The sequence below is a fragment of the Mycobacterium sp. NGS56 genome, assembly GCF_059812425.1.
In genome coordinates this window covers 1,216,326-1,237,465 of the sequence record NZ_JCALCQ010000001.1, presented here as the reverse complement: position 1 = coordinate 1,237,465, position 21,140 = coordinate 1,216,326, and the positions used below count along the sequence as shown (strand labels likewise).

Here is a 21,140-nt window from a genome sequence, read left to right as displayed (position 1 = left end):
GCGGAAACATCGCACACCCGCCGCCGAAACTTCCGCGTCGCACGATTGGCCTCATAAGGTCGCGCGCCTGAAGGAGTGACGACATGGTGGCTCGGGAGTGTGATGGACCCGATCGGGTCTTGAAGAACGGCTGCCCGCTGCAATGCCGGCTGCGATCCGCCGGCATGGCCGATGAATCCATCAGTGACCAGTGCGACTGGGCAGGGTTGCCGGTGAACCTGGATTTTGCGTTCTCGCGAGATCAACGCGACAAGGTTTACACGCAGCACCTGATGCGCAGGCGCGGCACGCGGTTCGGGCCATGGCGACGGGGTGGCCATGTCTGCGTCTGTGAGATCGCCGGGGACGAATCGCTCACCAGCGGCTAGCGACGCTGCTCGGATTCAACGGCGCGACTTTGCCTCGCAACGCGGCCGACGCAAAAAATCACCGAGGTTGAAATCCCCTGACGCTTCCACGCCGTAGCTTTTGCGGGCGTTGAGCTGCGCTGACCCGCCCACTGACCCGGCTCACACGTGCTCCGGCCGCGGTTGGCGCCCGCTCGACGGATGGCCAGTAATCCGCGTTCCGGGTACTAAAAAACATGCCGATTGCCATGAGCCGAAGACCCGCGCAAGCCTCCGCCACGCCGACGCCTGCCGATCAAGAGGTTTGAAAAGCATGGTGAGCGTGACGATCATCGAAACGTCGGGCTTGGGTGACCGCAGCTATCTCATCAGCGACGGTGAGGTTGCCGTCGCGGTGGATCCGCAACGAGACATCGATCGGGTGCTCGAGCTGACTAAAGACCTGCGCATCACCCACGTGCTGGAAACCCACATCCACAGCGACTACGTGACCGGCGGCCTGGCACTGGCCAGAGCGACCGGCGCCCAATACGTCGTTCCCGCAGGGGAAGAGGTCCATTTCGACCGCCGCGCGGTTGAGGATCGCGACCGGATCGACACCGGCGGAATACATCTGGAAGCGTTGTTCACCCCCGGACATACCCACCATCACGTCAGCTATGTGCTGCGCGAGGATTCCGGGGACACTATCGGCGTCTTCACGGGCGGGTCGCTGCTGTTTGGTAGCACCGGCAGAACGGACCTGGTCGGTGACGACCACACCGAGGAATTGGCCCGGCGGCAATACGATTCGGTCCGGCGCCTCGCCGATGAGCTGCCTTCGGAGACCGCGATCTACCCCACCCACGGATTCGGCAGTTTCTGTTCGGCGACCCCGCCCGACGGTGACGCCTCCACCATCGGCGAACAACGCCTCATCAATCCGGCGCTGACGAAGGACGAACAGGAATACGTCGACGAGCTTGTGGCCGGGCTTGCTGCGTATCCCGCCTACTACGCGCACATGGGCGTCATCAACAGGGCCGGCCCCGAAGCGGCGGACCTCTCCCCGCCCAAACCGGTGGACGCGCAGGAGCTTCGGCACCGGATCGACGCCGGCGAATGGGTGGTCGACCTTCGGAACCGAACGGCGTTCGCAGCAGGGCACCTGCGCGGCAGCTACGGATTCGAGCTGTCGGGGTCTTTCGTGAACTACCTCGGGTGGCTTTACAGCTGGGGCGCACCGCTGACGTTGATCGGTGAGGACACCGAGCAAGTCGCCGACGCTCAGCGCGAGCTCGCCCGCATCGGCGTCGATCGCCTCACCGGCAGCGCCACTGGCGACATACGCGCGCTGGCCGATGGTGCGACGCTGGGCAGTTACCGGGTCGCGTCGTTCAAGGACCTCGTCGACGCGCTCGACACCGGCACGGTCACCGTCGTCGATGTTCGTCAGTCAAACGAATTCGACAACGGCCACGTGCGTGATGCGGTCAACATCGCGCTGCACGAGCTGCCGGAGCGCCTCGTCGAACTACCCGAAGACCGCGAGCTTTGGATCCACTGCGCCAGCGGATACCGGGCGTCGATCGCCGCGGCTCTGCTCGACCGGCAGCAACGCCGCGTTGTGCTCATCGACGACGACTACGACAACGCCGAAAACCTGAGCATCACCGAGGTTCACGGTGATTGAAAATGCCTGCCGTCGCCGCGATCGCGCGTAGTGACTAAAGTGAGGCGCCCACAACGGGAGGAAACACCATGAGCGCACCGACCGCCGACGCCATCACGTCGGCCGAGCTGCACGAGCGGCTCGGATCTTCGACCGCTCTGCGCATCGTTGATGTTCGGACACCCGCGGAGTTCGAAACCTCACACATACGCGGGTCTCACAACGTGCCGCTGGACATACTGGACGAACGCTCCCGCGAGATTGCCCAGCTTTTGGGCGGGGATCGGGAGACCGTCCTGGTATGCCGTTCGGGGCAACGCTCTACCAAGGCCCTAAAACTTTTGCGCAACGCGGGTTTGACCGGTAGTCGCGTGTTGGAGAACGGCATCCTCGACTGGGAGGGACAAGGCTTTTCGGTTGATCGCGGCGCCCAGCGATGGGACCTCGAGCGCCAGGTACGCCTCGTCGCGGGATCGGTCGTACTTTCGTCCGTCCTCGGAAGCGTCGTCGTCCCGCGACTCAAATGGCTGGCCGCCGGGATTGGAGGGGGCCTGACTTACGCCGCGCTATCCAACACCTGCGCGATGGCGACCGTGCTCTCCAAATTGCCGTACAACCGCGGTGCAACGTTGGATGCCGAGACGGTTCTGTCGCGACTGGACGGTCACTAGGCGGTCGCCGCTTAACGCTTCGCCAGGTCCGGCTGCCCGTACACCGCCACCACCACGGTGCGGTCCATACTGTTGTCCGACCACACCCCGATGGTGGTGTTGGCGCAGTCGCGGATGATCGCCATGTGGTCGGCGTTGTAGTACCACTGATTGACCAGTTCCAGGCTGCTGATGGCGATCGCCGGATTGATGGCCACCGTCTCAGCGGCCCTGCCGCGGAAGCCGGCGGCGTTGGCGCGGTCTTGTGGCGTGGATCCGTCGGAGCCGATGTCACCGTCGATGTTTCGGTTGTTCATCATGTCTTCGGCGTGCCATTCGGCGGCCAGGGTGAGCGCGTTGTTTCTGATGACGTCATTCGTGCAGCCCACCTGGTGCTGCAGGGTGTAGACGGCAGAGACGACCGCGCTGTTGAGCCGCTTATTGTCGGCCTGCGCGACCGGAGCCGCCAAAACGGCTGTGCCCAGCAAAACGACGCCGGTGGGCACCACCCGGGCGCAACGGCGTACCGATAGTTCCATGGTCGTCCCTCGGATTATGTGGGCTCGAAACGCGACACCAGCCACCGGCCGTTGACCTTATCCAGGGTCACCCGCACTACGGGCTGGGTGTCGGTGGGAGCGCCCGCCCCGATGGTCACCGTCTGGTCGACATACACCAGGGCCACGGCGTGGTTCTCGGTCGCCGAAACAGAGGCCGCCGCAATCGCTTTGGCCACCGACGAGATGTGCTTCTCCTTGGCACCGGGCACGACGACCTGGCGGGTCAGCTCGCCGTAGGCATCCTTGAACTCACCGGTGAGCCGTTCGCGCGCCGCGGCGAGGTCGTTTTCCACCGTGTCGGCGTGATAAGTCAACAACGCGACCGTGTCGTCGCGGGCGGCCTGCACCGATTCGGTCCGGGCCTGTGCGAGATTGTCGGCGGCCCCCGCCGACCACTTCAGGTACCCCGCGCCAACCGCCAAAGCCAGTGCGAGCGCGGGCAATATCCCGTAGGCGAGCACCCGTGACCACCCGATGGGGCGCTTTGTCCGCTCGGCCGCCGGCTGCACGTCGGTGGACGATTTGGATGCGTCCGGTTCGTGTTGCGCGGCAGCTGTTGCCGAGTCCAGTTGCTCGTCGGCGGTATCGACTTTCACGTCTTCTTTCAACGTCGTCATGGCACGAACACCACGTTGGAGACCTTGGCGTCATCGCCGACAGATCGGACCTCAATTCGCATGCGCCACTCCCGCGGCGCCTCCTCGCCCCCGGCGGTGCGCGACTTCACCGCGACCGCAACCAAAACCTGGGCGGAGTCGCCGCGTTGTGATTCCAGTCCGGCGTCGGTGACCGTCCCTTCCGATTTCGACTGCGCCGCCTTGACAACCTCCTCGAACGGCTTGGCCCGCTGCTCGAAGTCATCCCGGAATGCGCCGGTGGCCAAATCGAGGATCCGCTGCACGTCGGTGTCGACCTGCGTGTAGTTGATCGTGGTGAGGTTCACCGCGCCCTGACGGGCAGTCGCGACGTACAAGTTCTGCCGGGCCTGGGCCTCGTGCTTCTGGTAGACGCGGTAGCCGAGCCAGCCGCTCAGGCCGGCCAGCGTCGCCACGATGAGGCCGCTGGCCACCAACGCGGATCCGGTGCGCGAAAGCCGCCGCCCGCGGATGACCTCGCGCCACCGCGCGAGCCGCCCCAAGGTCCGACTCTCGCCATCCCCGTCCTCGGCGTAGATCTTTTCGGCCTCTTCGGACTCGGCTGCGTCGATGTCCTCGGCAACGTCGATTTCCGTTGGCTGGTCGACGGTTTCCTCCGCCTCGGGCGTATCAGGTTTGTCCGCCATGGTGCTCCTTCAGACTTTCAGGGTTGCGGGACGAGTAGTTGTTGCCAGTTCTTGGCACGCGGGTGGGCCAGGTCCGATTGGGTATAGCGGCGTCCGTCGGGCCCGAGATAGTCACCGGTGGCCGGGTCGTAGGACGCGACCGCGGGCGGCGGGGGCGACACGGGCGCGGGCGGTAGTGCGGTGCCCCGCGGCGGTGGTAGCCGCGGATCCTGGCCCGGCGGATATAGCGGGACGCCCTGGCCGCTGGTGGTGGCATTTGGATCGCCTTTCCAGTTGTAGCCGTCGTTGAGCGGCACGTACTCCTCATCGCTTTCGCACAGTTCGACGGTGGGCGCGCGCTTCCACGGCTTGCCCTCACACGGAATGTTGCGCACGCCACGGACATTGAACTCCGAGTCTTGCGGCACGCGGCAGAACAGGTCCGCGGCGGGCCGGTCCGGGGCGTCGACGCTGGCCGGTGAGCGGCGCTGCTGCGGCGGCAGGTAGCCGGTTGTGCAGGGCGGCGGCAAGTTGAGGTTGAGGTTGAAGTCCAATTGGGCGCCCCGGTACTCCTGCTTGGTGTTCGAGCTTGGCACGATGATCGCCGCCATGGCCGCGATGCCCTGCGGCAGCAGCACCAGGAGTTGTTCGATGTCGTGGCGGTAGACGACGGCGATATCGCCGAGGCTCACCAGATTGGCGAACAACACCGGTAACGCGGGCGCCACCCGATCCAGCATCGCGCGGCCTTCCTCGATGCCGGATGTGCCCTGAGTCAACAGGTCTCGTACCGCGGCATCCTGCGCCTTGAACTGCGCCATGATGGCCGCGGTGCGGTCGGCCCACGTTGCAATGGCGTCGGATGTCTGCACCTGCGAGTTGAGTACCGCCGGCGACTGGTCGATGAGGGCGGCGAGCGGGTCGATGGTCCGGCCTCCTGCTACGGCCAGCGCGGTCGACCCGTCGACAATCCGGGACAGTTCCGGCCCGAGGCCGCCGACCGCCCGGTTGGTCTCGTCGATGACGGTCCGCAGGTTGTCGCGTGGGATCGCTTGCAGCGCACGGTTGGTCATGTCAAGCAGGTGGCCGATGTCGACGGGAACGTCGACATGCCCGGCGGTGATGACGTCGCCGTCACGCAGCATCCGGGAATGTTGGCCGTCCCTGCCGGGCTGCGGCGTCAGCTCGATGTACTGCTCACCGATCGCGGAGCGGCTGTGCACCGCCGCCTGCACCTCGGAGGGCACCTTGACCCCCGACCTCAAGGCCAGCACAGCGCGCACCCCGGTCGCGGTGACGCCGACCGACTTCACCTGTCCCACATCGGTGCCGCGGTAGGTGACCACCGACGTCTCGTAGAGCCCGCCCGATCGCGGCAGGTCAACCGTGACCTTATACTCCCCGATCCCGAACAACGTGGCGGGCAGCTTCATGAAGTTGAATGCCATTGCGCCACAGGAAACGACGGTCACCAGAGTCAGGATTGACAACTGGATCCACGTCCGGCGATTCAACCGAAGCATTCAGTATCCCCCGAAATGGTATGGATAGGTCAGCGGGTTGCCCCCGGTGACCGGGCTCGGCTGCATGCCGATGGTGCGGCCCCATTGCAGTTCGAGTTGGGTGAGGTTGCCTTCCCATCGCGAGCCGGTGAACAGTCCTTGGTCGATGCGACTCAACGTCAGGTCGACCACCAGCGTGAGGTTGGCGTAATCGCCGCGAAACCAGTTCCGCACGGTCGATGCCGGCCACGGGTAGGTCGCCAGCCCGTCCAAACCCTTGGTGAGCGAGGGCCCGGCGTCGGCCAGCGACCGCAGGACGGGTGCGATGTTGCGCAGATTGTTGACCAGAGATTCCCTGCTCTGGTGGATGGTGTCGGCGGCGATCGCGCTGAACTTGCCGACCTGATCGATCGTGTCGGCGATTTTCGTCCGCTCCTTGGCCAACACGTCGAGCGCTTTGGGCACGGACGTCAGCGCCTTGTCGATGACCGTGTCGTTGGCGGCGACCTGCCCTGCTAACGCGTTGAGGTTCTCGGCGGCGGCAATGATGTCGTCGGTCTGATCGTTGGTGCGCGCGATGAATTCGTCGATCTGGCCGAGCAGGCTGCGCATGTCGTTCTCGCGGCCGGCGAACGCCTTGGCCACCGCCTGCGTGATCTCCTGCAGCTGGCCGATTCCCCCGCCGTTGAGCAGGATCGACACCGACGCCAGCGTCTGTTCGGTGGTGGGATACAGACTCGCGCGTGACAACGGGATGACCGACCCGGCTTTGAGTTGACCGACCGGCCGCTCGTCCTTGGGCGGCGCCAGCTCGATGTGCATCGAACCGAGCAGGCTGGTCTGCCCGAGCTTGGCGGTCGAGTTGGCCGGCAGCCGCACATCGCCATCGATGCGCATGGTCACCAGCGCGTGCCAATCTTGCAGCTCGATCTTGGTGACATTGCCGACGTTGACGTCGTCCACCCGGACACGGGTGTTCTCCTGGATGGTGACCACATCGGGCATCTGCGCCTGAATCGTGTAAGAGCCCGGTCCCCCGCCCGCGGTGCCGGGCAGCCTGAACGAATTCAGGCCGCGCCAGCCGCATGCCGGCAGGGAGGCAATGCATACCAGTCCGAGGACAACGGCCACCGCGCGTCTCATGACGGCCCCGTGGGAAGCATCAAGCTCTGCAGCACCTGGATCGAGTTGGACGTCGTGTTCGCGGGGGGCGCGTCGGCGGGCGGCGCGGCGTCGGCGGGCGCCGGCTGCTCGGGTGGCGGCGGGGCAACATCCGGCGGCGCGGGTGCGTCGGCCGGGGGCGTGTATCCGGGCCGCAGCCAGTCCTCGCTGTAGGTGATCTCGCTGGGCCGGGCCTGTGTCCCGACGAACGGGTTGATCCCCGCCGGAATGTAGTTGTAGATACGGTTTTTGATGATCGGGTTGAGATACTGCAGGCACAGTTTCGACACCCGGGCCAGGCGCGCCCGCGACGCGGCCTCGATCGAGCTGCAGATGAACTGCGGGATATCGGCGAAGTTGTTCAGCGCCAGGATGCCGGTCATCGCGCTCTGCGCCGGCTGGTAGATGTTCAGGAAATTCTGGAACACCGTCGGGGCGATGTGCAGGATCTGCTTGATATCGCCGCGGCTGTCGTTCAGCGCCGTCGTGATGGAACCCAGCCGGTCGAACGTGACACCCGCCGCTTCGCGGTTCTCGGCCAGGAAATCACGCACATCCGTGAGCGCCCCGTCCAGCGACTTCAGCGCGCTGCCCACTTCATTGGGCGTGTTCGACAGCAGCGTCGTCACGCTCGCCAGGTTCTGGTTGAACGAGCCCAGCAGGTCGCTGCTGGAATACAGCGCGGACACCAACAACTGCAGGTTGCGCACGGTGCTGAAGATGTCGTCGGCGTGATCACCGAGCGCCGAGATCGCCTCGGACAGCTTGATCACCGTGTCGCGTGCGGTGTCTCCCTGGCCGCGCACATTGTCGGCCGCCGAGTCAATGAACTCGCCGACGGAGTTGACGCCGCCCGGACTGGTGGGCTGCAGGGCATCGGTCAGCTTCTCCAGCTGCTTGCGGAAGTCATCCCACTCGACCGGAACCGCGGTGCGGCTCAGCGGAATCGAGGACCCGGCGCTCAACTTGGGACCGCCGGAGTACGCCGGGACCAGCTGAATTGCCCGCGATGTCACCAGCGACGGCGACAGGATGGCGGCGCGGGCATCGGCCGGAATCGAATACTGTTTGTCGACTGAGAACGTCACCTTGGAGCTGGCGGGCTGGGGCTCGATCTTGTCGACCACGCCGACGGCCACGCCGAGGATGCGAATCTCGTCACCGACGAACAAGCCGTTTGCCTCCGCGAAATACGCAGAGTACGTGTTCTTTTCGACGTCCTTCCACAGCTTGTTGCCGACCAGGAACGACGCCACGGCCAGCGTCAGGATCAAGCTCGCCGCCGTTGCTTTGCGAAGGGTGCCTCGACTGATATTCATGGCGCATCGAAATCGTGCGGCGAGGGCGGCGGAATGGTGCGGATGGGCGGCGTCGACGGCGGGGGCGACGGTGGCTGAGACCACAGCGGCACCGGCGCGTTCTCCGGCGGCACAGGCGGGGTGCCGGTGGGCGGGTCGACCGCCTCCGACGGGAGCTTCTGGTTGGGGTCCAAGAACCGGTCATACATGTCGGCATCCAGTACCGGCCCACCGATCTGGCCGGGAACCAGGTTGGCCACGTAGGCCTTGAAGAACGGTCCAGATCCCAAGCATTCGCCGAATGACATCGCATAGCGCTTGAACTTGGGCAGCGTCTTTTGAATGTCCTCCTTGCGGTTGTCGAGGATTTCGAGCACACCGTTGAGCTTGTCGAGGGCCGGCTTGAGCTGTGTCCGGTTGTCGTTGACCAGGCCGGAGATCTGGTGCGAAACCGCGGTCAGGTTGTTCATCAAGGCGTCCAGCGAATCTCGTTCGTCCAGCAGTGCGGCAAGCAGTGCGTTGGAATTCGCGACCAGTCCGGCGACCTGCTGGCTGCGCTTGCCCAGCACAGTCGAGACCTTGTTCGCGTTGCCCAGCAGGCTGCGCAGCTGTGCGTCCCGTCCGTTGAGGGTGTCGGAGAACCGAGCGACACCCTCCAGCGCCGGCCTCACATTGGACGGCGTCGCTTTGAGGGTGTTGGCCAATGTTGTGAGGGCCGTGGACAATTGGGCGGTGTCTAGGCCGCTGATCGTGGTCGTCAGATCGCCCAGAGCGTCGGGAAGCTCATACGGCGAAGTGGTGCGCTCCAGTGGGATGGTGCCCGACAACTTCCCGCTTCCGCGCGGCGTCAGCTCGAGCATCTTGGCGCCCAGTATGGTTTCGGTCTTGATGGCGGCCTCGGTGCGGTCGCCCAGATCGATGCCTTTGTGCACGGTGAAGCCGACCCGGACCTTGCTGCCCTCCAGCCGAAGGTCGGAAACGCGGCCCACGCCCATGCCCGAAACCCGTACGGTATTACCCGGTTTGATGCCCCCGGCTTCGGCGAAGTACGCCGCGTAGTCATCCGTGTTCTTGATGAACGGCAGCTTGTTGTACTGGAAAGCAACGATAGCCACACAGGCCAGGATGACGGTTCCCATCACGCCCAGCAGGAAAGGGTTTCGCCGGTCAGCCGGTTTGCCGGTGGGCAGTTTCAGCTTCATCGCGGTGTGCACCGCCCGCTGGGCTGGCCCAACAGTTTGACGAAGATCGGGTTGCCCCCTTTACCGTTCAGCTTGAGCAATACCTCGCAGAAGTAGAAGCCGAAATAGTCACCGTTGAGGCCCTGTCGGGCGAGTACCTGGTAGATGTCCGGAAGGTCCGTCAGCAGTTTGTCGACGTATTCTTTGTCGGACAGCACCTGCCCTGACACCCGATCCGTCTCGTGCACAACATCTTTGATCGGCTGGCGGGACTGGGCGAGCAGATCGGTGATCGAGCCCGCCGCCGCATCGATGTAGGCAAGGCCGGTGGAGATGTCGTTCCTACGCTGTGCCAGCCCGTCCACCAGCTGGGCCAGCTTGTCCACTCCATCAGAGAACTCATGGTCACGTGTGGCGAAGGTGTGCAGCACGGTGTTCAGGTTGGTGATCAGCTGGCCGATCAGCTCGCTGCGCCCGGCCAGGGTTGAGGTCAATATCGATGTTTGCGACAGCACCGAAGCCAGCGTTCCGCCCTGCCCCTGGAAGATCCGCAGCAGTTGACCGGATAAGGCGTTGACCTGATCCGGGTCCAGCGCGCGGAACAACGGGCGGAAACCACCGATCAGCGCGTCGAGATCGAGCGCGGGCGACGTCCGTGCCAGCGGAATGGTCGCCCCGGGCAGCAGCCGGCGCGGCGACCCCGGGGTCTCCTCGAGCGCGAGGTAGCGATCGCCGATCAGATTCTCGTAGCGCACGACGGCCTTGGTGCCCTCGCTGAGGCGCACGCCCTTGTCCACCGCGAAGTCGACTGTGACCGTGCCGTCGCGATGCAGATCGAGATCGCCGACCTTGCCGACTTCCACCCCGGCGATGCGCACGAAGTTGCCGGACTTCAGGCCGGAGATGTTGGTGAAGATCGCGCGGTAGCCCGTGCGGTCCTCGAACCGCAGCTGACCGAACACCGCGATCAGCGCGAAGGTGAACAGCAGGCAGACCGCGGTGAAGACCCCGACCCGCAGGATGATGCTGGATAGCTTCCTTCTCATGGCGGCGGCTGCCCCCCGCGCCAGAAGTAGCGTGGCGCTTCTGGAGGGTTCTTGGTAGTCGGAAACCAGTTGGCCCACCACGGATTACCCGCTGCCACGTTGGTGCGGATCTCGTTCGGGGCCGCCCCCCAGCCGGTATCGGTGACCAGCGCACGCACCGGGAAGTTCGCGCTGGGGTCGGGTAACGAACCGCAGCTGGGCTTGCCCCCCGGACCGCCGGTGGCGTTGACCTTGGGCAGGTGTTTCGGGAAGCGATATGGATCGTCGCCGAAAAGCAGTGCGGCGTCCAGGATCACGGAATAACCGTTGCCCCCCAGCGCGTCGCGACCACCGTGGTCGACGTACCACTGCGCCCCCTGGAAAAGGCATGTATAGGTCGGCGAGTATTTCTGCAGCAGCGCCATGGTCGGGTTGAGCAGGTTCATTGACCGCACGATGTTCGATTCGTTGCGGCCGATCACGTTGATGCCGGTCTGGCTGAAGCCGATCGCCGACAGCAATAGCGAATCCAGCGCGTGCTGGTCGTCTGTCATGGTGGCGCTGGTCGTCGTCGCCGAATCCAGGATGGACAGAATGTTCTGTGCGGCATCGGAATAGATGCCGGCGGTCTTGCCGAACAGCCGCCAGTCCCTGCCGACGGTATCCATGCGCGGGTTGACGGTGAGAAGCACGTTATTCGCGTCGCTGATCGCCTGCCCGATCCGATCGCCCTTACCGCGCACCGATTGTGCGAAGGCCGATAAGATCGAGTTCAGCTTTGCCGGGTCGAGCGCTTGGACTACCGACTGCAGATTCTCGAATACGGTGTTGACTTCGACGGTGACGTTGCGCGAGCGCAGCATCGCGCCGGGTTTCAGCGACGTGGCACTGGGATGATCCGGAACGATCAGATCGACATATTTGGAGCCGAACGCGGTGGTCGACTTGATCTCAGCCTCGAGGTTGCTGGGCAGATACTTGAAGGCGTCCGGTTGTATCTTCAGCTGCAGCCGGGCCGACTTCACGTCGGTGCCGATCGAAGCGACCTGGCCCACCTGGACCCCGCGCAGCTTGACCTTGGCGCCGTCTTCCATCACCAACCCGGCACGGTCCGACACCAGCGTGAGCGGCACGAAAGCCTGAAATTTGCCCGAGAACGAGGCCGCGGTCATGGCGATCAAACCGCCGATCAGGATGAACAGGGTGGGTGCCCACCAGATCGGGTCAATCTTGCTGTGGCGGGTCCTGTTTCGCTGGAATGCCCCGCCAGTCCGGTGATCACTCATCCGGTCATCCCGACAGGTTGAAGTTGCCGGACTGCCCGTAGACGGACAGTGAAATCATCAGGCACACGAACGCCGTCACGATCATGGATGACCGTACCGACCGCCCGACCGCTTCCCCGACCCCCGCCGGACCACCCGTGGCGGTGAAACCGTAATAGGTATGAACGACCATCACGCCGGCCGCCATGGTCAGCGCCGCCAAAAATGACCAGAACAGGTCGGTGGGCCGCAAAAAGGTTGCGAAGTAATGCTCGTAGACGCCTCGTGACTGTCCGTACACGTAGATCGTGAGGAACTTGGCAGCGATGAACGACATCAGAACCGCGACGGCGTAGAGCGGAATGACGACCAGGATCCCGGCGATGATCCGGGTGGACGCCAGGTAGGTGACCGCGCGGATGCCCATGACTTCCAGCGCGTCGATCTCCTCGTTGATGCGCATCGCGCCCAGCTGCGCCGTCGCTCCGGCACCGATCGTGGCGGCCAGCGCCAGGCCGGCGGTGCAGGGTGCGATCATCCGGACGTTCAAAAACGCCGAAAGGAATCCCGTCAGCGCTTCGACGCCGATGTTGGACAGCGTGTCGTATCCTTGCACCGCGACGAGGGCGCCGGTGGTCAGCGTGAGAAAGCCGATGATCCCGACCGTGCCTCCGATGACGGCCAACGCGCCTGTGCCCATACCCATCTCGGCGATCAGCCGCAGCAGTTCCCCCGGGTAACGCCGTATCGCATCGACGGTGGCCGTCAGGGATTGGCCGTAGAACACGGTCTGCTCGCCCAGCTTGCGGGTGGAATCCGTCAGCCGGGGGCCAAGGGTGACGAACCACGACGGCTCGCGCGCGGCATCGGTCATTTGGCCGTCACCTTCACCCCCAGCGCGGTGGTCAGGATGTTGATGAAGAACAGGGCCATGAACGAGAAGACCACGGTCTCGTTCACCGCGTTGCCGACGCCGGTCGGGCCACCGCCCACCGACAAGCCCTTGTAGCAGGCGATCAGGCCGGCCGACAGCCCGAACAGGGTCGCCTTGATCAGCGAGATCACCACCTGCGGCAGCCCCGTGACCAACGTCATTCCGGCGATGAACGCACCGGGTGTGACGTGCTGGACGAATACCACGAAGATGTAGCTGCCGGTCAGCCCGGTCACCGCCACGACGGAGTACAGCAGGACGGCGACGAACGTCGCGGCGATGATGCGCGGAACCACCAGCGCCTGAACCGGATTGACGCCGATCACCTTCATCGCGTCGATTTCCTCGCGGATGGTGCGCGCACCCAGATCCGCGCACATGGCCGTCGACCCGGCACCGGAGACGACCATCGCCGTGACAACCGGTCCGACCTGGGTCACCGAGGCCAGCCCCGCACCGGCACCCGAGAGATCACCCGCGCCGATCTCGACGAGCAAAATGTTGAGGACGAACACGATGAGCACCGTGTACGGAATCGACAACATGATGGTCGGAAAAATGGAAACCCGGGCGACAAACCAAATCTGCTCGAGAACTTCCCGCCACGCCCAGGGCCCGCGCACCGCCGCAACCAACGCCTCGGCGCTGAGCAGAAAGAACTGGCCCAGCGCGTTCATGGGCCGCGCGAGGGTCGCCGCGGTCACGCTGCCTGTCCAACTCAACGGCGGTCTTTGACTCAACCCGACCCCCATGTTCGTAACAGCGTTTATACGTTCGTAATTCGCTGGCCCTAAAGCAAACAGCACTGTTCACATGCGCCGCGTCTGTTTGAGCGCACTAGATGAGGGAATGTACGGGCAAAACAATGCCCGGCGTTAGGTTTGCGATCAACAAGAAGAAATGTGGGCGGCGTCCGTTGATGCTCAGCCAGACTTTCTATCGCCCAGAGCGATCGGCCAGGCAGTTCGCCTGCGAGATCAGTTGGTGCCGGGCCGGCCCCGCGGCCCGCGCAGTGGCGGCCGGCAGACGGACCGATGCCCGACCGGTGGCGCCCGCAGGCGGTGGGGCCGCCATTCAGAAGAATCGGGGTACCCACCCGAAAAACTGCGCGAAGCAGCGCTTTTACATGCAGCACAGCATGCGCCGCATGCGCGGCCTTCCGTCCCCTCCGAAACCAGATGAGCACCCACGGCCACCGTCCCGTTCGGCTGTCGTCGCCGATCGCCACGGTTCGGGTAAGTCCGCTTCGATGCAAGGGTTTGCTTCAGTCTGACCGTAATGGCGCTACCACGAATGAAGAATTGACGGTTCTGGATAGACTCTGCCGGTGACAAGTGGGCCGTCGTCATATCTGGTGTTGGCGTCGCAGCGCAGCGGCAGCACGCTGCTGGTCGAGTCGCTGCGCGCCACCGGCGTGGCCGGCGAGCCTCAGGAGTTTTTCCAATACCTCCCGACCACCAGCCAGTCGCCCCAGCCTCGGGAGTGGTTCGCCGGCGTCGACGACGAGTCGATCCTGGGCCTGCTCGACCCGCTGGACGTCGGGACACCGGACCTGGCGCCACCCGAGATCTGGCGTTCCTACATTCGTACGGTCGGACGCACGCCGAACGGGGTGTGGGGCGGCAAGCTGATGTGGAACCAGACGCCACTGCTGTTGGACCGTGCCAAAAACCTGCCCGACCGAAGTGGCGAGGGCCTGCTGGCGGCGATCACCGATGTCGTGGGCGAGCAGCCGCTGCTGATTCACGTCTACCGGCCCGATGTGATTTCCCAGGCGGTGTCGTTTTGGCGAGCGGTGCAGACTCGGGTCTGGCGAGGCAGGCCCGATCCGGTTCGCGACGCGCGCGCCACCTATCACGCCGGGGCGATCGCCCACGTAGTCAGCATGCTGCGCGCGCAAGAAGAGGGGTGGCGGAACTGGTTCGCCGAAGAAGACATCAAGCCCATGGACATCTCGTATCCGGTGTTGTGGCGCAACCTGACTCAGGTGGTGGGATCCATTCTCGAGGCCCTGGGGCTGGACCCGCAGCTGGCGCCCGAGCCGGTGCTGGAACGCCAGGCCGACCAGCGCTCCGACGAATGGGTGGACCGCTACCGCGTTGACGCCGAGAAGTACGGCCTGCCAACCTGATATACCGTGGTCGCTACCGTCGCGCTCGGCATCGTGTTGCTGACACCACCCGTATTCGGTTGGAGCGCACGACTCTAGGGTTCAGCACACCAACCGCGTCTTGCTATTCGCCCGGCTGGGCGGGCACTCGAATCTCAGTGCCCGGCGCGGCCGGCGCTCGGCACGGCGGCAGGCCTTACTCACCTCGAGCGGCTTGCGTCCGGCCTGGACAACCGACGACACGCCGGCTTTCCCTCGGCGGCACGCGCCCCCGGCGCACCCGCTTGGTCGGTGTGCCCCTTATTGCGACCGCCCCGCGTGACGCCGGCAAGCAGGTGGACGAGCTTTGTCCCACCGCAAGGGGGCCCGCTCGTTGAGCGGAGTAAGGAGTAAGTCCTGGCCAGAAGGCTGACGCCGGGCTGAGCCGAACGACCGACCACGTCCGATGGCTCACGTCCGATGGCTATAGTGGTGACATGCAACACCGCGTACAGCCGCGCTTTGTCCCGCCGCGCCGCCTCGCCGTGGACTGTTGTTGCTGTTGCTGTTGTTGTTGTTGATTCCCGGGCTCTTGGCGCCGCGAAACGGTCAGCGATCTGCACGGACGCCTGCTCACCAGGGATGGCGCTGGATGATGGGGCGCAACGCCGGACCCCGGTCGCGCTGGCCATCCCCACGGAGATGAACATAGAGTTCGGTATTAGCTGGCAGGCCGAGGCCTGGTCCTACGTCGTTGGAGACAATAGGTAGATGAGCATCGCGGAGAACGTCACGGAATTGATCGGTAACACCCCGCTGGTCCGGCTCAACCGGGTCACCGAAGGTGCGGTCGCCGACGTCGTCGCCAAGCTGGAATTCTTCAACCCAGGCAACAGTGTCAAGGACCGCATCGGAGTCGCGATGATCGACGCGGCCGAGCAGGCGGGCTTGATCAAACCTGACACCATCATTCTCGAGCCCACGAGCGGCAACACCGGCATCGCCCTGGCGTTGGTGGCCGCGGCCCGTGGGTACCGTTGCGTGCTGACGATGCCCGAGACCATGAGCGTGGAAAGACGAATGTTGTTGCGCGCCTTGGGCGCCGAGATTGTGTTGACGCCGGGCTCCGAAGGCATGCCGGGTGCTATCGCCAAGGCTGAGGAACTGGCCAAAAGCGACGACCGGTATTTCGTGCCACAGCAATTCGAGAACAAGGCGAACCCCGCGATCCACCGCGCCACTACCGCGGAGGAAGTGTGGCGCGACACCGACGGCAAAGTCGATATCTTCGTCGCCGGCGTCGGCACCGGCGGCACCATCACCGGTGTGGCGCAGGTGATCAAGGAACGCAAACCCTCAACACAATTCGTCGCAGTGGAGCCGGCCGGGTCGCCGGTGTTGTCCGGCGGGCAGAAAGGGCCGCACCCCATCCAGGGCCTCGGCGCCGGGTTCGTCCCGCCCGTGCTCGCGATGGATCTGGTCGACGAGGTGATCGCCGTCGGCAACGAGGAGTCCATCACCTTGGCCCGGCGATTGGCCGCAGAAGAGGGGCTGTTGGTCGGCATCTCTTCGGGCGCGGCGGTGGTGGCCGCGCTGCAGGTGGCTCGCCGGCCCGAGAATGCAGGAAAGCTTGTCGTCGTGGTCCTACCCGACTTCGGCGAGCGGTACCTCAGCACGCCATTGTTCGCCGACCTGGCCGATTAGCCGTGCTCGAAGCCATCCGACGTGACATCCGAGCGGCCAGGGAGCGCGATCCGGCCGTTCCGACCACGCTGCAGGTGATCTTTGCCTATCCAGGCGTGCACGCCATCTGGTGCCACCGCATCAACCACTGGCTGTGGCAGCGCGGCGCAAAGCTGGCCGCGCGCATCACCGCCGAAATCACCCGGATTCTGACCGGCGTCGAGATTCATCCAGGTGCCGTCTTGGGGCCCGGTCTTTTCATCGACCACGCGACCGGCGTGGTGATCGGTGAGACCGCCGAGGTGGGCGAGGACGTGACGCTCTACCACGGCGTCACCCTCGGGGGCAGCGGCAGGGACACCGGCAAACGACACCCCACCATCGGTGATCGGGTGACCATCGGGGCGGGAGCGAAGATTCTGGGCGCGATCAAAGTCGGTGACGACAGCCGCATCGGCGCCAACGCCGTGGTGGTCAAAGAGGTTCCGTCGAGTTCGGTGGTCGTCGGGGTGCCCGGGCAGGTCATCAGCCGCAGCCGTCCAGGCAGTCCGGACGACTGGATGATGCCCGACCTCGTCGGCGTCAGCCTGCAGTCGCTGCTGACCCGGGTGACCAGACTCGAAGCTCATGCGGACGGTGCTCAAACCAATCACGTCATCAGGCCGCCTGAAGCCGGTGTCTGGCACGGCGAGGATTTCTCCATCTGACCACAGATGTGAAAGATCGTGGAGCCCAGCTGAACACACGCTGATCGTCGGTATTCGCCACCCTGCACCGAACCCTGTGTACCGCGTTCCACGGGCTTGAGCTCGGCGAAGTATTACTCATCCTGAACATAACCCGGGCATGGAATGCATTGCCGCCCGCGGCGTTGCACAGTGAGTTATGACCACGACGCATGACCGCGCCAGCCTCGAGGACCGCTCATGACCGAGCTACATCTGGGGGTTGGGTTGGACGGCTATGGTTGGCATCCCCAAGCGTGGCGATACGCGTTCGCGCACGACGCGACGGGTGGCGGCCAACTCAGCGGGCGCTATTGGGCCGCACTGGCCGGCACCGCCGAGCGTGGGCTGCTGGACTTCCTGACGATCGACGACAGCCTGGACGCACAGCCCGGGCGTCGGGCCGAAATCTCCCCGCGGCGCCTAGCGGGACGCGCCGATGCCACGCTGGTGGCCGCCCGGATCGCCCCGGCCACTAGAAGCATCGGCTTGATTCCGGTTGCGACTGTCACGCATACCGAGCCGTTCCACGTGTCGAAAGCGATTGCAACACTCGACCACATCTCGCATGGCCGGGCTGGCTGGCAGGTGCGGGTGAGTCCGACGGCGCACGAAGCGGCGCTGTTGGGCCGGCGGGCCGCCCCCGAAAGCCACGCACTGTTCGACGAAGCGGCCGACGCCGTCGAGGCGGTGCGTCGCCTCTGGGACAGCTGGGAGGACGACGCCGTCATCCGCGACGTCGCGACCGGTCGCTACATCGACCGCAACAAGCTGCATTACATCGACTTCGCCGGAGAGTACTTCTCGGTCAAGGGGCCCTCGATCACCCCACGGCCGCCCCAGGGCCAGCCGGTGGTGACGGCGCTGGCACACACCAACTACGAATTCGCCGCAGCCAACGCCGACCTGGTGTTCGTCACTCCGCACGACGAGGCCTCGGTGCGAGCGATCCTGGCCGAGGTCAGCAGCGCGCAGCGCGCTGCTGGACGCGAGATCGGTGTCTATGCGGACCTGGTCGTGTCGCTCGCCGACGATCCCTTGGCGCCGGCGCAGGCCATCTCGTCCGACGCACACGTATTCATCGGCACCACAAGCGATTTGGCGGAGCTTTTGCTCTCCTGGCAGGACGCCGGGGTCGACGGGGTGCGGCTACGGCCCGCGATCAACGCCATCGACCTGCCCGCCATCGTCGACGACCTGGTGCCGCGGCTGCAGCGCGCCGGGCGATTCCGCACCGGGTACCGCGACGGCGAGACCCTGCGCGCACGGCTGGGTCTGGCGCCCGCACCGAACCGCTACGCGACGGTGCCCTCATGACCGTCGCTCCCCTGTCGATCCTCGACCTCTCACCCATCAGCGCCGGCAGCGACGCGGCGACGGCACTGCGCAACAGCATCGACCTGGCCCAGCACGCCGAACGCTGGGGCTATCGGCGCTACTGGCTCGCCGAGCACCACTTCGTCGCGGTGGCCAGTTCGTCACCCGTGACATTGATCGGCCAAATCGCCGCGGCCACAGAACGAATCCACGTCGGCTCGGCCGCGGTGCAGGTCGGCCACACGACGGCGCTTGCCGTGGTGGAAAGCTTCGGAATCCTCGATGCGCTCTACCCGGGTCGCATCGACATGGGGCTGGGTCGATCCGGGCAGCGGCGCCAAGAGGCGGCGACGTCGTCAACGGCCACATCCGAACCTGCGCCCGCGCCCTGGCGTGAGGTATCCGGCGTTGTTATCCCCACGCCCTTCGACCAGACGCCACTGATGAAAAGCGGCCGGATCCGGGCCCAGGCGTCGGTGCTCGCCCAACCGTGCGCGCGACCCCCGGACTTCGCCGAACAGCTAGCCGACATACAAGCACTGCTGGACGGCAGCTACACCGTCAATGGCCATGAACTGCACGCGGTTCCGGGCGAGCACGCCCAGCTGACGCCGTGGATCTTCGGCAGCACTAAGGGCCAAAGCGCCGAGGTGGCCGGTGCCCGGGGGCTTCCGTTTGTCGCGAGCTACCACATCACCCCCGGCACTGCGATCGACGCGATCACCGCGTACCGCAACGCATTCCGCCCCTCAGCCCGGCTGTCCGAGCCATATGTGGTGGTGTCGGCCGACGTCGTGGTCGCCGAGGACAGCGCGACCGCACGCCACCTCGCAGCCGGTTACGGCCGCTGGGTGCATTCCATCCGCAGCGGCCAGGGTGCCATCCCCTACCCCGATCCGGACTTCTGCCAGCCGTTGACCGAGGACGAGCAGGCGCTGGTAGCCGACCGCACCGCAACACAATTCGTCGGCAACCCCGACGAGGTCGCCGACCGGCTCGAGCTGCTGCGCCGGGTCACCGAGGCCGACGAATTGGTGATCACCTCCGTGACGCATCGACACGTCGACCGGCTGCACTCGCACGAACTGATCGCCAAACGATGGGGATTGACTGGATGATCATTCGAGAAGCAAGCCGCCGCAAGCAGATACATCTGGGTGCACACTTCCCCGGGGTGAACAACACCACGGTGTGGTCCGATCCGAGCGCAGGCAGCCAGATCGCATTCGAATCCTTTGTGCACCTGGCTAAGTCAGCCGAACGGGGACTGTTCGACTTCTTCTTCCTGGCCGAAGGACTGCGGCTGCGTGAGCATCGCGGCAAGATTCACGACCTCGACGTGGTCGGCAGGCCCGACACCTTCACGGTGCTGGCCGCGCTCGCCGCGGTCACCAGCAACCTGGGCCTCGCCGGTACCATCAACACCACATTCAACGAACCCTACGAGGTGGCAAGGCAATTCGCGACGCTGGATCACCTCTCCGACGGGCGGGCGGCCTGGAACATGGTCACCTCCTCGGATGCGTTCACCGGGGAGAACTTCCGCCGTGGCGGATTTCTCGCCCATGCCGACCGGTACCGCAGGGCCGAGGAATTCATCACCGTGGCGCGGCGGTTCTGGGACAGCTGGGCACCCGGTGCGGTGGTCGCCGACGTCGATGCCGGAGTCTATGCCGATCCGTCCCGCATCGAAAGCGTCGACCACAAGGGTCCGCAATTCGACGTCCACGGCCTAGCCTCGCTGCCCGCTGGGCCGCAAGGCCATCCGGTGCTGCTGCAAGCCGGTGACTCCGACGATGGCCGCGACTTCGGCGCCAAGCATGCCGATGCCCTGTTCACGTTGCACGGGTCGCTTGAAGCGGGCCAGCGCTACTACGCCGACGTGAAAAGCCGCGCCGCAGCCCACGGGCGAGACCCCGACCAGCTCAAGGTTCTGCCCGGCGCGACATTCGCGCTCGGCGACACCCCCGCGGAGGCGCAGGAGAACGCCCGCTATATCCGCGAGCAGCAGGTGAGCGGCCCGACCGCGATCGCGTTCCTCGAGCAGGTGTGGGGACGCGACCTTTCGGCCTACGACCCCGACGGGCCGCTTCCCGACGTCGAGCCCGTCGAGAACCCGAATATCACCCGAGGGCGGGTCCGGCACGGCGATCCGAAGACTGTCGCCGAAACGTGGCGCGCGCGAGCGACGGCCGAAGGCCTGTCGATCCGTCAGCTGATCATCGAAGTGACCAGCCGCCAGCAGTTCGTCGGGACTCCGCGGCAGGTGGCCGACGAGATCGATCGCTACGTGCAGTCGGATGCCTGCGACGGCTTCATCCTGGTGCCGCACCTGACGCCGCACGGCCTCGACGAGTTCGTCGACAAGGTGGTGCCGCTATTACAGGAGCGCGGTAGCTTTCGCACCGAATACCGCGGCCACACGTTGCGCGAGCATCTGGGCTTGGTGCCCACGCCGGGGCGGGCGGAACATCGGGCCGCGGTCGGCTGA

The 21,140-nt window shown here is 65.2% G+C and carries 20 protein-coding genes; 9 read left to right on the top strand and 11 right to left on the bottom strand.

Features of this window, described 5'->3' with window-relative positions:
* Positions 1 to 119: 119 nt before the first annotated feature.
* From AC5Y4F_RS05730 to AC5Y4F_RS05720, 3 genes are all read left to right on the top strand, one after another.
* Positions 120 to 368, top strand: coding sequence for a hypothetical protein (locus AC5Y4F_RS05730; protein ID WP_369829704.1), 249 nt, complete (start codon positions 120 to 122; stop codon positions 366 to 368).
* Between the two features lie 295 nt (positions 369 to 663).
* Complete coding sequence (locus AC5Y4F_RS05725; protein WP_067934708.1) at positions 664 to 2,019, top strand: MBL fold metallo-hydrolase; 1,356 nt, start codon at positions 664 to 666, stop codon at positions 2,017 to 2,019.
* A 68-nt stretch (positions 2,020 to 2,087) separates the two neighbouring features.
* The gene (locus AC5Y4F_RS05720) at positions 2,088 to 2,669 is read left to right on the top strand and encodes a rhodanese-like domain-containing protein (protein WP_499995451.1); all 582 of its coding nucleotides are present in this window, start codon (positions 2,088 to 2,090) and stop codon (positions 2,667 to 2,669) included.
* Positions 2,670 to 2,680: 11 nt separating this feature from the next.
* On the opposite strand, the gene AC5Y4F_RS05715 is transcribed toward AC5Y4F_RS05720, so the two are convergent.
* The 11 genes from AC5Y4F_RS05715 to AC5Y4F_RS05665 are packed head-to-tail and all read right to left on the bottom strand — an operon-like array spanning position 2,681 to position 13,512.
* Positions 2,681 to 3,187 (bottom strand): CAP domain-containing protein, encoded by a 507-nt coding sequence (locus tag AC5Y4F_RS05715; protein ID WP_499995449.1) that lies wholly within the window; start codon positions 3,185 to 3,187, stop codon positions 2,681 to 2,683.
* A 14-nt stretch (positions 3,188 to 3,201) separates the two neighbouring features.
* Positions 3,202 to 3,825 carry an Rv1363c family protein gene (locus tag AC5Y4F_RS05710; RefSeq protein ID WP_231986366.1) on the bottom strand — a complete coding sequence of 208 codons (624 nt, stop codon included), beginning with the start codon at positions 3,823 to 3,825 and terminating at the stop codon, positions 3,202 to 3,204.
* A complete protein-coding gene (locus AC5Y4F_RS05705; protein ID WP_499995447.1) occupies positions 3,822 to 4,490 on the bottom strand; it encodes an Rv1363c family protein in 669 nt (222 codons plus the stop codon). Before AC5Y4F_RS05705 ends, AC5Y4F_RS05710 begins: the two co-directional genes overlap by 4 nt.
* A gap of 17 nt (positions 4,491 to 4,507) precedes the next feature.
* A complete protein-coding gene (locus AC5Y4F_RS05700) occupies positions 4,508 to 5,992 on the bottom strand; it encodes an MCE family protein (RefSeq protein ID WP_499995445.1) in 1,485 nt (494 codons plus the stop codon).
* On the bottom strand, positions 5,993 to 7,114 hold the full coding sequence (locus AC5Y4F_RS05695; protein WP_499995443.1) for an MCE family protein: 1,122 nt from the start codon (positions 7,112 to 7,114) through the stop codon (positions 5,993 to 5,995).
* Entirely contained in the window at positions 7,111 to 8,451 is a 1,341-nt protein-coding gene (locus AC5Y4F_RS05690) for an MCE family protein (protein WP_067934445.1), read from the bottom strand. The genes AC5Y4F_RS05695 and AC5Y4F_RS05690 overlap by 4 nt, the downstream gene beginning before the upstream one ends.
* A complete protein-coding gene (locus AC5Y4F_RS05685) occupies positions 8,448 to 9,632 on the bottom strand; it encodes an MCE family protein (protein WP_156750050.1) in 1,185 nt (394 codons plus the stop codon). The genes AC5Y4F_RS05690 and AC5Y4F_RS05685 overlap by 4 nt, the downstream gene beginning before the upstream one ends.
* The gene (locus AC5Y4F_RS05680; protein WP_067934447.1) at positions 9,629 to 10,657 is read right to left on the bottom strand and encodes an MCE family protein; all 1,029 of its coding nucleotides are present in this window, start codon (positions 10,655 to 10,657) and stop codon (positions 9,629 to 9,631) included. The genes AC5Y4F_RS05685 and AC5Y4F_RS05680 overlap by 4 nt, the downstream gene beginning before the upstream one ends.
* Positions 10,654 to 11,922: an MCE family protein gene (locus AC5Y4F_RS05675; protein WP_067934449.1), complete on the bottom strand. Its 1,269-nt coding sequence runs from the start codon at positions 11,920 to 11,922 to the stop codon at positions 10,654 to 10,656. The genes AC5Y4F_RS05680 and AC5Y4F_RS05675 overlap by 4 nt, the downstream gene beginning before the upstream one ends.
* A gap of 4 nt (positions 11,923 to 11,926) precedes the next feature.
* On the bottom strand, positions 11,927 to 12,775 hold the full coding sequence (locus tag AC5Y4F_RS05670) for an ABC transporter permease (protein ID WP_067934451.1): 849 nt from the start codon (positions 12,773 to 12,775) through the stop codon (positions 11,927 to 11,929).
* Complete coding sequence (locus AC5Y4F_RS05665; protein WP_369829705.1) at positions 12,772 to 13,512, bottom strand: MlaE family ABC transporter permease; 741 nt, start codon at positions 13,510 to 13,512, stop codon at positions 12,772 to 12,774. Before AC5Y4F_RS05665 ends, AC5Y4F_RS05670 begins: the two co-directional genes overlap by 4 nt.
* A 650-nt stretch (positions 13,513 to 14,162) precedes the next feature.
* On the opposite strand from AC5Y4F_RS05665, the gene stf0 reads away from it, so the two are divergent.
* From stf0 to AC5Y4F_RS05635, 6 genes are all read left to right on the top strand, one after another.
* Positions 14,163 to 14,966, top strand: a complete 804-nt coding sequence (gene stf0 / locus AC5Y4F_RS05660) for a trehalose 2-sulfotransferase (RefSeq protein WP_499995437.1) — start codon at positions 14,163 to 14,165, stop codon at positions 14,964 to 14,966.
* Between the two features lie 729 nt (positions 14,967 to 15,695).
* Positions 15,696 to 16,628 (top strand): cysteine synthase A, encoded by a 933-nt coding sequence (cysK, locus tag AC5Y4F_RS05655; RefSeq protein WP_067934457.1) that lies wholly within the window; start codon positions 15,696 to 15,698, stop codon positions 16,626 to 16,628.
* A 2-nt stretch (positions 16,629 to 16,630) separates the two neighbouring features.
* On the top strand, positions 16,631 to 17,314 hold the full coding sequence (gene cysE / locus AC5Y4F_RS05650; RefSeq protein WP_067934459.1) for a serine O-acetyltransferase: 684 nt from the start codon (positions 16,631 to 16,633) through the stop codon (positions 17,312 to 17,314).
* Between the two features lie 219 nt (positions 17,315 to 17,533).
* Positions 17,534 to 18,649, top strand: a complete 1,116-nt coding sequence (locus tag AC5Y4F_RS05645) for an LLM class flavin-dependent oxidoreductase (RefSeq protein ID WP_067934460.1) — start codon at positions 17,534 to 17,536, stop codon at positions 18,647 to 18,649.
* Positions 18,646 to 19,767, top strand: a complete 1,122-nt coding sequence (locus AC5Y4F_RS05640) for an LLM class flavin-dependent oxidoreductase (protein WP_067934462.1) — start codon at positions 18,646 to 18,648, stop codon at positions 19,765 to 19,767. Before AC5Y4F_RS05645 ends, AC5Y4F_RS05640 begins: the two co-directional genes overlap by 4 nt.
* Complete coding sequence (locus AC5Y4F_RS05635) at positions 19,764 to 21,140, top strand: NtaA/DmoA family FMN-dependent monooxygenase (protein WP_067934463.1); 1,377 nt, start codon at positions 19,764 to 19,766, stop codon at positions 21,138 to 21,140. The genes AC5Y4F_RS05640 and AC5Y4F_RS05635 overlap by 4 nt, the downstream gene beginning before the upstream one ends.

Bases quoted from the DNA above. Each gene is read 5' to 3' on its own strand.
- AC5Y4F_RS05715 (WP_499995449.1), bottom strand. From the start codon at position 3,187: ATGGAACTATCGGTACGCCGTTGCGCCCGGGTGGTGCCCACCGGCGTC.
- AC5Y4F_RS05700 (WP_499995445.1), bottom strand. From the start codon at position 5,992: ATGCTTCGGTTGAATCGCCGGACGTGGATCCAGTTGTCAATCCTGACT.
- cysK (WP_067934457.1), top strand. From the start codon at position 15,696: ATGAGCATCGCGGAGAACGTCACGGAATTGATCGGTAACACCCCGCTG.
- AC5Y4F_RS05710 (WP_231986366.1), bottom strand. From the start codon at position 3,825: ATGACGACGTTGAAAGAAGACGTGAAAGTCGATACCGCCGACGAGCAA.
- AC5Y4F_RS05675 (WP_067934449.1), bottom strand. From the start codon at position 11,922: ATGAGTGATCACCGGACTGGCGGGGCATTCCAGCGAAACAGGACCCGC.
- AC5Y4F_RS05705 (WP_499995447.1), bottom strand. From the start codon at position 4,490: ATGGCGGACAAACCTGATACGCCCGAGGCGGAGGAAACCGTCGACCAG.
- AC5Y4F_RS05720 (WP_499995451.1), top strand. From the start codon at position 2,088: ATGAGCGCACCGACCGCCGACGCCATCACGTCGGCCGAGCTGCACGAG.
- AC5Y4F_RS05685 (WP_156750050.1), bottom strand. From the start codon at position 9,632: ATGAAGCTGAAACTGCCCACCGGCAAACCGGCTGACCGGCGAAACCCT.
- AC5Y4F_RS05665 (WP_369829705.1), bottom strand. From the start codon at position 13,512: ATGAACGCGCTGGGCCAGTTCTTTCTGCTCAGCGCCGAGGCGTTGGTT.
- AC5Y4F_RS05690 (WP_067934445.1), bottom strand. From the start codon at position 8,451: ATGAATATCAGTCGAGGCACCCTTCGCAAAGCAACGGCGGCGAGCTTG.
- AC5Y4F_RS05640 (WP_067934462.1), top strand. From the start codon at position 18,646: ATGACCGTCGCTCCCCTGTCGATCCTCGACCTCTCACCCATCAGCGCC.
- AC5Y4F_RS05635 (WP_067934463.1), top strand. From the start codon at position 19,764: ATGATCATTCGAGAAGCAAGCCGCCGCAAGCAGATACATCTGGGTGCA.
- AC5Y4F_RS05670 (WP_067934451.1), bottom strand. From the start codon at position 12,775: ATGACCGATGCCGCGCGCGAGCCGTCGTGGTTCGTCACCCTTGGCCCC.
- AC5Y4F_RS05680 (WP_067934447.1), bottom strand. From the start codon at position 10,657: ATGAGAAGGAAGCTATCCAGCATCATCCTGCGGGTCGGGGTCTTCACC.
- AC5Y4F_RS05695 (WP_499995443.1), bottom strand. From the start codon at position 7,114: ATGAGACGCGCGGTGGCCGTTGTCCTCGGACTGGTATGCATTGCCTCC.
- AC5Y4F_RS05645 (WP_067934460.1), top strand. From the start codon at position 17,534: ATGACCGAGCTACATCTGGGGGTTGGGTTGGACGGCTATGGTTGGCAT.